The 13,679-nt window shown below is 58.9% G+C and carries 11 protein-coding genes; 10 read left to right on the forward strand and 1 reads right to left on the reverse strand.

Annotated elements, in window-relative coordinates; translation table 11 throughout:
- Positions 1-53: 53 nt before the first annotated feature.
- The 4 genes from TAMC210_RS01115 (at position 54) to TAMC210_RS01130 (ending at position 5,462) form a co-directional block, all read left to right on the forward strand.
- Complete coding sequence (locus TAMC210_RS01115) at positions 54-1,571, forward strand: sodium:solute symporter family transporter (protein ID WP_173296979.1); 1,518 nt, start codon at positions 54-56, stop codon at positions 1,569-1,571.
- A 44-nt stretch (positions 1,572-1,615) separates the two neighbouring features.
- Positions 1,616-2,911: a phenylacetate--CoA ligase family protein gene (locus tag TAMC210_RS01120; RefSeq protein WP_173296980.1), complete on the forward strand. Its 1,296-nt coding sequence runs from the start codon at positions 1,616-1,618 to the stop codon at positions 2,909-2,911.
- A gap of 195 nt (positions 2,912-3,106) precedes the next feature.
- On the forward strand, positions 3,107-4,885 hold the full coding sequence (gene iorA, locus TAMC210_RS01125; RefSeq protein ID WP_173296981.1) for an indolepyruvate ferredoxin oxidoreductase subunit alpha: 1,779 nt from the start codon (positions 3,107-3,109) through the stop codon (positions 4,883-4,885).
- Complete coding sequence (locus TAMC210_RS01130) at positions 4,878-5,462, forward strand: indolepyruvate oxidoreductase subunit beta (protein WP_173296982.1); 585 nt, start codon at positions 4,878-4,880, stop codon at positions 5,460-5,462. Before iorA ends, TAMC210_RS01130 begins: the two co-directional genes overlap by 8 nt.
- 56 nt (positions 5,463-5,518) lie before the next feature.
- On the opposite strand, the gene TAMC210_RS01135 is transcribed toward TAMC210_RS01130, so the two are convergent.
- Positions 5,519-6,925 carry a methyl-accepting chemotaxis protein gene (locus tag TAMC210_RS01135; RefSeq protein ID WP_173296983.1) on the reverse strand — a complete coding sequence of 469 codons (1,407 nt, stop codon included), beginning with the start codon at positions 6,923-6,925 and terminating at the stop codon, positions 5,519-5,521.
- 404 nt (positions 6,926-7,329) lie between these two features.
- Here TAMC210_RS01135 and TAMC210_RS01140 point away from each other — a divergent pair, with 404 nt between their 5' ends.
- The 6 genes from TAMC210_RS01140 (at position 7,330) to TAMC210_RS01165 (ending at position 13,670) form a co-directional block, all read left to right on the forward strand.
- A complete protein-coding gene (locus tag TAMC210_RS01140) occupies positions 7,330-8,325 on the forward strand; it encodes a LacI family DNA-binding transcriptional regulator (RefSeq protein ID WP_173296984.1) in 996 nt (331 codons plus the stop codon).
- 133 nt (positions 8,326-8,458) lie between these two features.
- Entirely contained in the window at positions 8,459-9,310 is an 852-nt protein-coding gene (locus TAMC210_RS01145; RefSeq protein WP_173296985.1) for a creatininase family protein, read from the forward strand.
- A gap of 384 nt (positions 9,311-9,694) precedes the next feature.
- Positions 9,695-10,300, forward strand: a complete 606-nt coding sequence (locus TAMC210_RS01150) for a class II aldolase/adducin family protein (RefSeq protein WP_173296986.1) — start codon at positions 9,695-9,697, stop codon at positions 10,298-10,300.
- A gap of 74 nt (positions 10,301-10,374) precedes the next feature.
- Positions 10,375-11,292: a sugar phosphate isomerase/epimerase family protein gene (locus tag TAMC210_RS01155; protein WP_173296987.1), complete on the forward strand. Its 918-nt coding sequence runs from the start codon at positions 10,375-10,377 to the stop codon at positions 11,290-11,292.
- A 15-nt stretch (positions 11,293-11,307) separates the two neighbouring features.
- Positions 11,308-12,549 (forward strand): Tm-1-like ATP-binding domain-containing protein, encoded by a 1,242-nt coding sequence (locus tag TAMC210_RS01160; RefSeq protein WP_173296988.1) that lies wholly within the window; start codon positions 11,308-11,310, stop codon positions 12,547-12,549.
- Between the two features lie 44 nt (positions 12,550-12,593).
- A complete protein-coding gene (locus TAMC210_RS01165; protein WP_173296989.1) occupies positions 12,594-13,670 on the forward strand; it encodes a zinc-dependent alcohol dehydrogenase in 1,077 nt (358 codons plus the stop codon).
- The last annotated feature ends 9 nt before the right edge of the window (positions 13,671-13,679 follow it).

The raw sequence follows: 13,679 nt of genomic DNA on the forward strand, positions 1-13,679 counted from the left end.
TGTGGAATATGTTAAGTTGTTGACAAGGGATTTCAGGACGGGAGGACGGCAGGATGAAATTCGTAATTTTAGGCCTCTATATTGCCACCATGGTGCTGATAGGCTTTTTTAGTCTGAAGCGCTCCCGCGATGTCGGAGGCTTTTTTTTGGGCAATCGCGCCATCGGCCCCTGGGTTTCGGCCTTCGCCTACGGCACCACTTATTTTTCGGCCGTCATTTTCATCGGCTACGCAGGCAAGGTAGGATGGACTTTCGGACTGTCGGGTTTGTGGATCGCCCTGGGCAATGCCCTGGTGGGGACTTTTCTCGCCTGGAAGGTACTGGCGCGGCCTACACGGGCCATGACGGTACGGCTTAACGCCATGACCATGCCGGAGTTTTTGGCCGCCCGTTATGATAGCCCGGCCTTAAGAACGGCCGCGGCGTTTCTCATCTTTATTTTTTTGGTCCCTTATTCCGCTTCGGTCTACCTGGGACTAAGCTACCTTTTCGAGCAAGTCTTTCACCTAGACTTTCACCTGGCCCTATTTTTGATGGCCGGGCTCACCGCCCTCTACCTCGTCCTGGGCGGCTACTTTGCCGTTACCCTTACCGACTTTATCCAAGGCCTGATAATGCTGGTGGGAGTGGCCCTGCTTATTTTTTACGTGGTTACCAGCGAACCGGTGGGGGGCTTGAGGCAGGGGATCGAAAGTCTACGGGCCATTAACCCCCTGCTGGCCTCCCCCGTGGGACCCGACTGGATGTCCCTGCTCTCCCTCGTTATCCTGACCAGCCTGGGGCCCTGGGGGCTTCCCCAAATGGTCCAGAAGTTTTACGCTATCAAGGATGAGCGCTCCATCTGGCCGGCCACCATCGTTTCCACCCTCTTTGCCCTGGTTATTGCTTTCGGCGCTTATTTTTCCGGCGCCTTTGGCCGCCTGTTCTTTAATAACCAGATGCCCCTTTTGAACGGGACCCCCAACCCGGACCTGATTATGCCCTTAATTGTTGACCGGTTCTTGCCGGCTGGCGTAGGTATCATCCTCCTTCTCCTAGTTTTGGCCGCTTCCATGTCCACCCTGGCTTCCCTGGTATTGGTCTCCAGCTCGGCCGTGGCCATAGATCTGCTCCAGGGAGTGGCGCCGCAAATTTCGCGGAGAGCGGTGCTTTTCTGGCTCCGCTTTTTATGCGTCATCTTTATCGGGCTATCCGTATATATCGCCTTAAAACCCACCATCATCCTGGTGCTTATGTCCCTTTCCTGGGGTACGGTGGCCGGGGGCTTCCTGGCGCCCTACCTTTACGGCCTCTACTGGCGCCGGACCACCAAGGCGGGCGCCTGGGCGGGAATGCTAACGGGAGTGGCCCTTTCCCTGGGGCTGTCCTTTTACTATCGCCTGGACGGCGGTCTCATCCCCCTTATCGGTTCCTTGGCCATAATCGTTCCCCTGGCCGTGGTTCCCCTGGTGAGCCTGCTGACTCCCGCCTTTTCCCGGGAACACTTGCAGCAGGTTTTCGGGGAAGAACCCGGCGGGCCTTTCGCCGCCCTTGGGGAGCTGGCCCGCAGCCCTTCGGCCAGTTTAGATTAACATAATATGTGCTGGTAGAATTTATGCTTTAAGGAAGGATAGCTATGATCTGGGATCCAACTAATGAGTGCCGCCCCCGGGAGGAGATCAGGGCTTTGCAGCTGGAGCGGCTCCAAGCCCTGGTACAGTATGTTTACGAACGCGTTCCCTTTTACCGGCAGGCCATGGACGAAAGGGGCCTGCGTCCCAGCGACATCCGCACCCTGGACGACGTCCGCCTTTTGCCCATGACCACTAAAGAGGATTTTCGCCGCCATTATCCCTTCGGTCTTTTCGCCGTTCCCCTGAAGGAGGTAGTGCGCCTGCATGCCTCTTCCGGTACCACCGGGAAGCCGGTGGTGGTGGGTTACACCCGTCGGGATATGGAGACGTGGACGGAAGTGGTGGCCCGTATGGTGACCTGTGCCGGTGTAGAAGAGGGCGATGTGGCTCAGGTGGTGTTTAGCTACGGCCTTTTCACCGGGGGCTTCGGGCTCCATTACGGCCTGGAGAGGGTGGGAGCCACCGTGGTTCCCGCGGCGGCGGGCAATTCCAAGAGGCACATCATGCTCATGCAGGACTTCGGCACCACCGTCCTGGTCGGCACCCCCTCCTACGTACTCCACCTGGCGGAGGTGGCCGAGGAGGAAGGAATAGATCCGCGCTCCCTCCCCGTCCGCCTCGGGCTTTTCGGGGGCGAGGCCTCCAGCCGGGAAATGCTGCGGGAGATCGAGCGCCGCTGGGGTATGCTGGCCACGGATAATTACGGGCTGTCGGAGGTGATGGGCCCGGGAGTTTCCGGCGAGTGCCAGTACCAGGACGGCCAGCATATTGCCGAGGATCATTTCCTGGTGGAGATACTGGACCCCGCTACCGGAGAGCCGTGCCCGCCGGGCGTGCCCGGGGAAGTGGTCATCACCACCTTGACGAAAGAAGCGGTACCGGTCCTGCGCTACCGCACGCGGGATATTTCCTCCATTAATTACGAACCGTGCCGTTGCGGGCGTACCTCAGCCCGCCTGGGCAAGATCCAGGGCCGGACCGATGATATGCTTATCATCCGGGGCATCAACGTCTTCCCCTCCCAGGTAGAAAGCGTTTTGATGGATATCGAAGGGGTGGCACCCCATTATCAGCTGGTGGTATCGCGCCGCGGCTTTTTGGATGAGTTGGAAGTGAGGGTGGAGGTGGATGAACGCTTCTTTACCGACCGCTTCCGGGAGCTGGAAGAACTGGAGGAGAAGGTGGTTGAGCGGCTTCATACTATCCTCCAGCTTAAAGCCCGGGTGCGGCTGGTAGAACCCCACTCCATTGAGCGCAGCGAAGGCAAGGCCCGGCGCATAATAGATTTAAGGCAGTAAAGTTTAAGGCAATAAGGCTTAAGGCAATTAAGGGGTCCGGCTCTGCCGGGCCTTTTTTTGGCCTCTTAGGCCGGCCGGGACAGGCAGGAATTCCGGTTGGCGGTGGCGAAATAGCACAACAAGGCCTAAAAGCACGGGACGGCTCAGGTTCAGCCTTGTTATTGCGTTATTATAGAGGGGAGCGAAGAAGAAGCTATGCAGCAACTTATGCTGGGCAATCACGCAGTAGCCCGGGGAGCCTGGGAGGCGGGCGTGCGAGTCGCGGCAGCCTATCCGGGTACGCCTAGTACGGAGATCATCGAAGCTTTAGCCCGGTACCCGGAAGTATATGCCGAATGGTCGGTGAACGAAAAGGTGGCCCTGGAAGTGGCCATCGGTTCCTCCATCGCCGGGGGGAGGGCCCTGGCGGCCATGAAACACGTGGGGGTCAATGTGGCCGCCGATCCTCTTATGACCCTGGCCTACACCGGGGTAAATGCCGGCCTAGTACTGGTTTCCGCCGACGATCCCAACCTTTACAGTTCCCAGAATGAACAGGACAATCGCTTTTACGCCCGTTTCGCCCAGATTCCCTGTCTGGAGCCCTCCGACAGCCAGGAAGCCAAGGAAATGATCAAGGAGGCCTTTGTCTTAAGCGAAACCTTTGATACAGCGGTAATGCTGCGCCTTACCACCAGGGTGGCCCATTCCCAAGGTGTGGTAGAACTGGGAGAACGGCGGGAAGTGCCCCTCAGGGAGTACATCAAGGCACCTGCCAAATACGTAATGCTGCCCGCCCACGGTCGCGAGCGCCACAAGGCAGTGGAAGAAAGGCGCCGCAGATTAGAGGACTACGTGGAGACGGCTCCTTGGAACCGGGTGGAGTGGGGCGACCGGCGGGTAGGGGTTATTACCTCGGGGATAGCTTACCACTATGTTAAGGAGGCTTTACCAGGGGTCTCAGTTTTGAAATTGGGCGTTTCCTATCCCCTGCCGGCACGGCTGATCCGCGATTTCATCTCTGCGGTGGAAGTATGCTATGTGGTAGAAGAGCTGGAACCCTTCCTGGAAGACCAGATCCGGGCATGGGGCCTAAAAGTTACTGGTAAGGAGCTTCTGCCGCGGATCGGAGAACTGAGCCCCCGCATCGTGGCCGAAGGCATAGGGAGGAAAGTGGCGGCAGTGGACTCCTCCCTGGTGAATTCGTCCCTGTTGCAGGAGCCCGCCTTTAAACCGGCGGCGGGCCTGCCAGGTCGCCCGCCCCTTATGTGCCCCGGCTGTCCCCACCGCGGTGTGTTTTATACCCTGCGGGAATTGAGTTTGACGGTGGCCGGGGATATCGGCTGTTATACCCTGGGCGCCTCACCGCCTCTAAACTCCATGGATACCTGCATCTGCATGGGGGCCAGTGTTGGCGTGGCCCTGGGGATGGAAAAGGCCCGGGGAGGGGAATTTGCCCGCCGCCTGGTGTCCGTTATCGGCGATTCCACCTTCCTGCACTCCGGCATGACCGGCCTCCTGGATATGGTCTACAACCGGGGGACCGGTACCCTCATTATCCTGGATAACGGGACCACGGCCATGACCGGTCACCAGGATCACCCGGGGACGGGCTTTACTGCTGCCCACGACCCCACTTTTAAGGCCGACCTGGAACAGGTTGTCCGGGGCCTGGGAATTAAGCGGGTAAGGGTGGTGGACCCCTATAACCTGGAAGAGACCCGGCAGGCCATAAGCGAGGAAACGGCGGCACCGGAGCCCTCGGTCATTATTGCCCGCAGGAAGTGTGCCCTGCTCACCGGGGGAAGCGGGACCTACGAGGTAGAAAAAGCGGTCTGCGTATCTTGCGGCTCCTGTTTGGAGCTGGGCTGCCCGGCCATTTCCATGGAAGAAGAAGGGGCCCTCATCGACCAGGTGCAGTGCAACGGATGCGGGCTGTGCAGCCAGGTGTGCCCGGCAGAAGCCATAGTAAAGGTAGGTGCCGGTAATGAATAGGGAAGTAACCAGCATTCTCTTGGTAGGTGTAGGAGGTCAGGGCACGGTGCTGGCCGGCCGGGTGCTCGCGCGGGCCGCCATGTCCCTGGGCGGTGAGGTCAAGGTATCCGACATACACGGTATGGCCCAGAGGGGCGGGAGCGTGGTTACCCAGGTCCGCTTCGGTCCTAAAGTCTATGCCCCGGTAGTGGAAACGGGTACGGCGGATTATCTGGTGGCCTTCGAAAAGCTGGAAGCATGCCGTTGGCTGCCCTACCTGCGGGAGGACGGCCAGCTTATAGTCAACAACCAGGAGATACCTCCCCTCCCGGTCCTGACGGGGGCGGCAGTTTACCCCCCAAACCTGCTGGCCGAAATGGGAAAAAGGGTAAAGAACATCTCGGTCATCGATGCCCTGAATTTTGCCCGGCGGGCGGGGAATGTGAAGACCCTCAATATGGTCCTCATGGGTGTCCTGGCCAGGCACCTGCCCATGGACCGGGAGGCCTGGGAAGAAGCCCTGGCGGAATCCGTACCGGAGAGATTTCTTGAAGTAAACAAAAGGGCCTTCCAACTGGGGTGGGAGGCCGCCCTTTAAAGGCAAGGGCGGCAGCCCCGGGGAAGGCCGGTATTTCTAAGGAGCCCCTACGGGGCTTATTTTTTTACCGCTACCTCCCTTTGTAACTGTTCCAGGAGCTCGATAACCCGGCCCGAGGCCTGCTTTAACTGCTCCTGCAGGCGGTCGGCTGTATCCCGGTGGCCATCACGGGCGGCCTGGATGATCTGCCGCGCAAGGTCATGAACCTGGCGGTGGGGTTCATCCAATTGCTTAAAGGCCCGGTGATTGGTCAGGACAGGGTCTTGTTCGGAATGGTACCAGCGGCCCAGGCGACATTCATAGGGGGAGAGCACGGCTTCCGGCGTCAGTTTTTCGCGACCCTGCAGGAAATTATAAACCCGCTGTATCCACAGCAAATGGTCGGTCTTGGCCAGTTCCAGGAGATCCCATGTGCTCAGGTTGAGGCGCAAGCGACCGAGGGACCGGCGCAGGTCTTCTGCCTGGTGGGTGACGCTGACCACCTGGTCCACGGTCCGGCCGGCATCATCGGCCACCCGGTCGGCCAGGGCGGCGATATTGCTGATGGTGTTGGCCAGTTCTTCCACCGTAGAGGCCGTTTCCTCCACCCCGGTGGAAATATGCTGGGTGGCGGCGTTGATTCCTTCAAAAACGGCCAGCATTTCTTCCAGACGGCCGTTAGCATCCTCGGCCAGCCCCGCGCCCCGGCCCGCGGCCTGTACGGCGTTATGGACCATAGCCGTTGCCTCTTCCGCAGTAGAAACCATAGCATTAATGCGGGCGTCGATATCAACGGCCGCGCCGGCCGTGGCCTCGGCCAGCTTTTTGACTTCTTCCGCTACTACGGTAAAGGTTCTTCCGGCCGTTCCGGCCCGGGCGGCTTCGATACTGGCATTGAAGGCCAGCAACCGGGTCTGGGACGCAATATTACTAATAACGGTGATTATCTGCCGGGCGGCTTCGGCCTGTTGCTGCCAGGCCTGTACTCGGTCGGAGAGCTTGGCCATTTCCTGTTTCAGGTTCATAAACTCCTCGAGGGCGGCCCGGATTACCTGGATATTAGCGGCCAGGATTTTTTGCCCTTTTTGTCCTTGCTGGGCCAGGGCCGCGGCCCGGTTGGCTAGGTCGTCGGTGTTGGCCGCTATCTCTTCTACGGCTGCTGTAGCCTCCTGGAGCTGCTCTGCCTGGTCGGCGGCAGCGGAGGCCATTTCGCCGGCAAAAAGATTGACCCTGGCGGCGAAATTAACAATCTGGCTGAGGGCCAGGGCTACTTCGATGAACAGTTTGTTCATGCGTTCCCGGCAGCTCTGGATTCCTTTATATATTCCTTCCAGAGGGCCGCTGGACTCCGGGAAGGAAAGACTTTCGCGGAAGTCACCCTTGTGTACGGTGGACAGGGCTTCCTCGATGAATGTTAAGGTAGCAGAATCAACAGCCGGAAGAGTTTGGTAGGTGCGAGTGCCCTTTCCGGTAAATAAACCCATTGCTGACCTTGCCCCCTGTTCTGGTGGATTCTTTCATTAATTATAGGTTAATAATAATAATCACTTCAATATCCACCTCGTAATTGTCCCACTCTGGGCCGGTCGGGTTCGTTGGACCGGCATCGCCAATTCCAAGGGCGGGGTTCGCCTCGATACCCTAAAGCGTCTTCTGGGAGAAGAACGGTGTTGGTATCAAGAAGAGGCAGGCGGGCCGGACCGGGGGCCTAAGGAGCAACGCTCCGACCCCTAATGGTGCGCCGGATTCGGCCCGCGAGATGGGGAGGGGGCAGGGGGCAAGATACGACAGGCGAAAAAATGAGAATAATCGGCATTAGTGTATTGACAGGTCACCCTTCTCGATGGTATACTGACCCTTAGGAAAACGTTTTCCGCGGAGTGAATTCATGGTTACCATCAAAGACGTTGCCAGGAAAGCCGGAGTATCCGTAACTACCGTCTCACGCGTACTTAACAATAGTCCCCACCCTATAAGTCCGGAGACACGGCAACGGGTTTTAGAAGCGGTCGCCGAGTTGGGCTTCCTCCCTAACGCGGCGGCCCGCAGCCTGCAGCTGCAGGAGACCAAGACCATCGGCTTGATGCTGCCGGACATTGCCAACCCCTATTATCCCGGTATTGTTAGAGGGATCGAAGATGTAGCCCATGAAGAGGGTTATACCATCATCCTGTGTAACACCGACCGCTCCCGCGAGCGCACTTCCAGGTACCTCCGGGTTTTGCGGGAGAAGAGGGTGGACGGGATCATCTTTACCGGAGGAGGTGTGGTGGAGGACGCCTGCCGGGACCGGTTTTTCTGGCGGGAGGAGGAAATACCTACCGTCGTTATCGGGCGGCATTCCGCCGATTTTCCTTCCGTCCAGATCGACAACGTAGCGGCAGCCAAGGGGGCCATAGCCCACTTGATCTCTCAGGGTCACCGGTATATTGCCTGTATTACCGGCCCGGAAACCTCTACTACCGCCCGGGACCGCCTCCAGGGATACCGGGAGGCCCTGGCGGAGGCGGGGCTGGAGTACGACGCCGCAATGGTAGTAGCAGGGGATTTTAGCCCGGCCGGGGGATACAGGGCGTTGGAGGAGCTCCTGGCCCGACCCAGGCTAAAGTTTACCGCCCTCTTCACCCACAACGACCTCATGGCCGTCGGGGCGCTGAAGGCCCTGGCCGACAACGGCCTATCGGTACCCCGGGATGTAGCCGTGGTGGGCTTTGACGATATACCCCTGGCTTCCTACGTGCTGCCGCGCTTGACAACGGTGGCGGTACCCGTGTATGACCTGGGGGTGACGGCCATGCGCCTGCTGCGGGATCTGTTGCAAGGCCGCGAGGTGGCGCCTGTTACAACCCTGCCTACGGAGCTGGTAGTCAGAGAGTCGGGCTAATAGGGGAGCGAGCGGCTGGAAAGTGATGCAAGGGGAAGCAGAAAAAGGGGCGAACATCAGGTAGCGAATGTAAAGGCATTCAACATTTTAAACATTATTCCATAAAACAATATGATTCTGGAGGTTCGCAGTTATGGCTAAACGGTACAACCTGTTGGAATGCTCCTTTGTGGAGGCCCAGGAATGGTTTAAAGAAACGGATGTAGTGCTGGTACCCGTGGGAAGCTGTGAAAAACACGGGGCCCACGTTCCCCTCGGAACGGACAGCTTTACCACTATTTCGGTGACGGAGAGGGCGGCCCGGCTGGCCAACGTGCCCTACACGCCCTTACTGCCCTTCGGCTATTCGCCCCACCATATGGGAGAAGTGGGGGAGGGTTGCGGTACCATTACCCTGGCGGCCGAAACCTTCCGGCGGGTCCTTTACGATATAGCCCGCAGCTTGATCTATCACGGCGCCAACAAGGTGGTTTACGTATCCCACCACGGTTCCAACACTAAACCCATTGACGAGCTCCTGCGCAAGATTCGCTACCAGACGGGAGCCTTCGTGGCCTGGTACAAAACGCCCACCGAAAGGGAATGTGAAGTGGTTAAAGGCATCCTGGAAGGGCCGCCGGAGGAGACCCCCGGTTGGCACGCCGGGGAAATGGAGACGGCCCAGGTTATGGCCTACGATGAGAGCCTGGTGGACATGAGCCGCGCGGTCCGGGACACGGCCCATGCACCGCGGTGGATGGGGCCGGAATTCTCCAAGATCGACGGCACCGCTACCGTCAAGTTCCGGGGCTCGGAAAACATAATCGTCCCCATGGAACACCATGAGTACTCCGATCACGCCACCATCGGGAATCCCTTCCGCGGCACCAAGGAGAAGGGCCTGAAGCTCTTCGAAAAGGAAGCCGAACACCTGGCGGCCTTCATCAATGAGGTTAAGAAGTTCCCCTTCCAGGTCAAGAACCGGGATTTCCCCGAGAGGGCCTAGAGGTGACGGGGCGCAGGCCTAAAGGGCCTACCGGGCTGGCTATCCCCTGCTTTGGTGAGGGTGATTTAGCTCGTAAGCGAGCGACTTGAGCCGAGCGGAAGACCAAACTTAGCGAAATTGAGGCCGGAGGCGGGGTCGAGGCCATGGACGGCCGAGGCCGGCTCCTGAGGCACGGAAGCCGAATGAGCCGGGAACCCCGCCGGAGGCCGAAAATTGAGCTTAAGTATTGGTCCGCGAGGTTCACGGAGCGAGCGAGAGCTAAATCGCGCCCAGCTAAAAGGTGGGGATACGGCAGCCTTCAGGGGGCCTGCGCCCCGAGCTTACCCTTTCGCCGGCACACGGATGGGAGTTAAACTCCGCAATTCTTAGAAGAGGTGCGTTACATTGTTCCCTGACCCAGATTTGGAGCTCCTCAGAAAAGAACTTGTTAATATAACCCGCCGGTTATACCAACGGGGGCTGTCTTCGGGCACCAGCGGGAATACCAGCGCCCGGCTGCCGGATAGGCCCGACCTCGTTTGGATCAAAGCCAGCGGCCGTTGCTTCGGCGAGGTGGAGGAAAAGGACTTTCTGCTGGTAGACCTGGAGGGAAATATATTGGAGGGCCAGGGCCGCCCGTCCAAGGAGATCAGGTTTCACCTGGGCATTTACCGGGAGCGGCCCGAGATCAACGCCGTGATCCACGGCCACTCTCCTTATGCCACGGCTTACGCCACCGCCTTCGGCCGGTTGCCCGTGGTGACGGCCGCGGCGGAAGCGGGGTTAAGCCGTATCGCCGTAGTGGGTTACGAGCTCCCGGGTTCGGAAGAACTGGCCCGCCTGGTGGTAGCTGCCTTCCGGGATAAGGAAGTTAAGGCGGCGGTGCTTATGAAACACGGCTTTGTCACCGTGGGACCCGATATACGGAAGGCCTATTATCTGGCCGATGTGCTGGAGGATAATGCCCGCGTGGCATCTCTGATGGTCCAGTTGAAGGCCGGGCCGGAGTGAAGAAATTAGTTTATAACATATGTCCAGAATTGCCAATTATTAAAATAATTTTTATACAAAGAGGGGTCGGCACCATGCAGGGCTCTATCTACGAGTACATGAAGGTGGGTATCATCCATTTTAAGGCCTTTCCCGCTACGGTTTACGGCACGGGACCCATTCTGGAAACCCTGCGGCGGATTGCGGAGGACGACTTTTTTACTGCCGTGGAGGTGGGCTGGATAAGGGATGTCCAAACGCGCTTGGAGGCCGCCCAGATGCTCAAGGTGGCCCATATGGAGGTCTGCTATGCTACCCAGCCGGCCATGTTCAGCCAGAAGCTCAACCTCAATTCCTTTGATCCCCAGGAACGCAAGAGGGCCATTAAACAAGTTATGAATTGTCTTAAGGAAGCCCTGGATTTGGGGGCCACGTCGGTGCGGATTCCTGCCGGTAAGGACCCGGGACCGGAGAAAAGGGAGGAGGCCAAAAAGTTGCTGGTAGATTCCCTGGCCCAGATCTGCTCCTACGCCCGGGAGATGGGGGATCCCCAGATCACCTTGAAAATCTTTGACCGGGATATCGATAAGGAATCCCTCATCGGCCATTTCCAGGACGCCCTGGACGTGGCCCGCCAGCTCCGGCCGGACTTTCCCCAATTCGGCCTCCTGGCCGATCTTTCCCACTTCCCCCTGCTAAGGGAAAAACCGGAGGACGCCCTGCCCCTGGTCAAGGACTATTTGCAGTCTTTTCACATCGGCAACTGTGTTATGAAAGATCCGCGTCATCCCCTGTATGGCGATCTGCAGCCGCGCTTCGGCGTGGAAGACGGCGAGGTTGGCGTAGAGGATGTCAGTGCTTATTTCCGGCTGTTGGCGGAGTTGGGATTGATCGGCCGGGAGAAGCGGCCGGTGGTGAGCGCCGAGGTGCGACCCCTCCTCCCGGGAGAGACCCCGGAATTGGTCATCGCCAATACCAAGCGGGTGATCAGGGAAGCCTGGGCCCTGGCCTAAGGGAGGACGGAAACAATGCCCGTTCCGGCCATCGCCGTTATAGCCACCGTGGATACCAAGGAAGCGGAAACGCGCTTTTTGCGGGATTTTATCAGGGCCCGGGGGTTTGCCGCTCCTGTACTGGACGTAAGCACCTATCTTCCCCATGGTTTGGAGGCCGAATATCCCCGGGAAACCATAAGCCAGTTGGGCGGGGCGGCCTTTGCCGACCTGGGGAAGCTCCGGCGGGACGCCATGATGGAGGCCATGGGACGGGGAGCCGCCCGCGTCCTCCAGGATCTTTATCGCCGCGGCGAACTCCGGGGAGTGCTGGGCATCGGAGGCAACCAGGGCACGGCTATCGCTTCCATCGCCATGCAGGGCCTGCCCATAGGGGTGCCCAAGGTCATCGTGTCCACCGTGGCCTCCGGCAATGTCCGGCCCTATGTAAAGTACAAAGATATTGTTATGTTTTTCTCGGTAGCCGACCTGCTGGGCGGCCCCAATACCGTTAGCCGCACAATTTTGAGCAATGCGGCGGCGGCGGTCATAGGGATGGCCCGGGACGGGTTGCCCCTTGAGCGGGGGCAAAAATCGGTCATTGCCGTCACGGCCTTCGGCAACACCAACGCCGCCGTCGCCGCGGCCAGGGAGCTCCTGGAAGAAAAGGGCTATGAGGTCATCGCCTTTCATGCCTCGGGGGCCTGCGGTTCGGCCATGGAGGAGCTTATTGAGGAGGGATGGATACAGGGGGTTCTGGACCTGACCACCCATGAGCTCATAGGAGAGGTTTTCGGAGATGACATTTATACGCCCTTAAGGCCCAGGCTGGAAGCGGCGGGCAAAAGGGGCGTTCCCCAGGTGGTGGCGCCCGGGGGCCTGGATTATTTCTGCTTCGGACCGCCGGAGAGCATTCCTCCTAAGTACCGGGGAAGGCCGACCCACTACCATAACCCTTACAACACCAACGTCCGGGCCACGGCCGCTGAACTGGAGCGGGTGGGAAGGGTCATGGCCGCCAAGCTTAACGGGGCCCGGGGACCGGTGGCCGTCCTCATCCCCCTCCGGGGATGGTCGGAGAACGGCAGGGCAGGGGGTCCCCTTTACGATCCGGAAGCGGATGCAGCCCTGATGAGGGCCCTGGAGGAAAACCTGGAGGCCGGCATCGGGCTGGTCAAGGTAGATGCCCATATTAACGATCCGGAGTTTGTGGATACGGCAGTAAGAATTTTGGATGAAATGATGGCTCAGGTGAAGAAAGGGCAAGAACAGGGTTAACTCTGGCGAAGGATTAAATCTTGCGAAAGGAGCATGAGGCCTCTATGGAATTCGCCATTCCGGAAAAAATGAAAGCCCTGGTATTGTTCGGGCCCAACGACGTACGCCTGGTGGAAAAACCGGTGCCCAAGCCCGGCCCGGGAGAGGTCTTGGTCAGGGTAGCCGCCTGCGGTATATGCGGCACCGATGTCAAGATTATAACTAAAGGAATGCCCAAGATGCCCCCCTACGGCGAGTTCACCTTCGGCCATGAGTGGGCCGGTACGGTGGTGGCCGTCGGGGAGACGGTGGACGAATTTAAGGTAGGGGACCGGGTGGCCATCGAAGCCCACAAGGGGTGCGGGCGGTGTGAGAACTGCATTGACGGCAAATATACCGCCTGTTTGAACTACGGCCGCCTGGATAAAGGCCACAGGGCGGCCGGCATGACGGTGGACGGCGGATTTGCCGAGTATGCTGTGCAGCACGTTAATTCGGTCTATAAAATTCCGGACAATATTTCTTTTAATGAAGCCACTTATGTTACTACCGCCGGGTGTGCCCTGTACGCCATTGATGTGAGCGGGGGATACATTGCCGGGGACACAGTGCTGGTTATCGGGCCCGGCCCCATTGGCCTCTCCGTCGTCCAGGGAGCCCGGGCCCTGGGAGCGGAAAAGATTATCCTGGTGGGAACCCGGGAGGATCGTCTCGCCAAGGGGCGGCAGCTCGGGGCCACCCATACCATCAATGTGCGGGAGGAGGCTGCGCCCCTGGAGAAGATCCTGGCCCTGACGGGGGGTAAGGGAGCCGAGCGGGTTTTTGAATGCGCCGGTACTTCGGAGAGCCTGGAGCTGGCCATAAAGTCGGCCAAAAAAGGCGGGGTGGTGGTGCTGGTTTCCTTCTATAAAGAGCCGGTGACCGTCAACCTGGATCATGCGGTAATAAATCAGATCAGCCTTTTGAGCGTGCGGGGGGAAGGCAACCGCAACTGCCAGCGCGCCCTGTCCCTGATGGCCCAGGGCAAGATCGATGCCAAGCCCATCATGACCCACGCCTTTCCCCTGGAGGAATTCCACAAGGCCCTGGATTATTTTGTAAATCGCAAAGACGGGGCTATGAAGGTGGTGATCAATCCTTAATGACCGTAA

This window comes from Thermanaeromonas sp. C210 (assembly GCF_013167955.1).
Classification (GTDB): Bacteria; Bacillota; DSM-521; order Neomoorellales; family Neomoorellaceae; genus UBA12545.

What these genes read in the sequence shown, in the direction of transcription:
- TAMC210_RS01115 (WP_173296979.1), top strand. Translation starts at nt 54, where the DNA reads ATGAAATTCGTAATTTTAGGCCTCTATATTGCCACCATGGTGCTGATA.
- TAMC210_RS01120 (WP_173296980.1), top strand. Translation starts at nt 1,616, where the DNA reads ATGATCTGGGATCCAACTAATGAGTGCCGCCCCCGGGAGGAGATCAGG.
- iorA (WP_173296981.1), top strand. Translation starts at nt 3,107, where the DNA reads ATGCAGCAACTTATGCTGGGCAATCACGCAGTAGCCCGGGGAGCCTGG.
- TAMC210_RS01130 (WP_173296982.1), top strand. Translation starts at nt 4,878, where the DNA reads ATGAATAGGGAAGTAACCAGCATTCTCTTGGTAGGTGTAGGAGGTCAG.
- TAMC210_RS01135 (WP_173296983.1), bottom strand. Translation starts at nt 6,925, where the DNA reads ATGGGTTTATTTACCGGAAAGGGCACTCGCACCTACCAAACTCTTCCG.
- TAMC210_RS01140 (WP_173296984.1), top strand. Translation starts at nt 7,330, where the DNA reads ATGGTTACCATCAAAGACGTTGCCAGGAAAGCCGGAGTATCCGTAACT.
- TAMC210_RS01145 (WP_173296985.1), top strand. Translation starts at nt 8,459, where the DNA reads ATGGCTAAACGGTACAACCTGTTGGAATGCTCCTTTGTGGAGGCCCAG.
- TAMC210_RS01155 (WP_173296987.1), top strand. Translation starts at nt 10,375, where the DNA reads ATGCAGGGCTCTATCTACGAGTACATGAAGGTGGGTATCATCCATTTT.
- TAMC210_RS01160 (WP_173296988.1), top strand. Translation starts at nt 11,308, where the DNA reads ATGCCCGTTCCGGCCATCGCCGTTATAGCCACCGTGGATACCAAGGAA.
- TAMC210_RS01165 (WP_173296989.1), top strand. Translation starts at nt 12,594, where the DNA reads ATGGAATTCGCCATTCCGGAAAAAATGAAAGCCCTGGTATTGTTCGGG.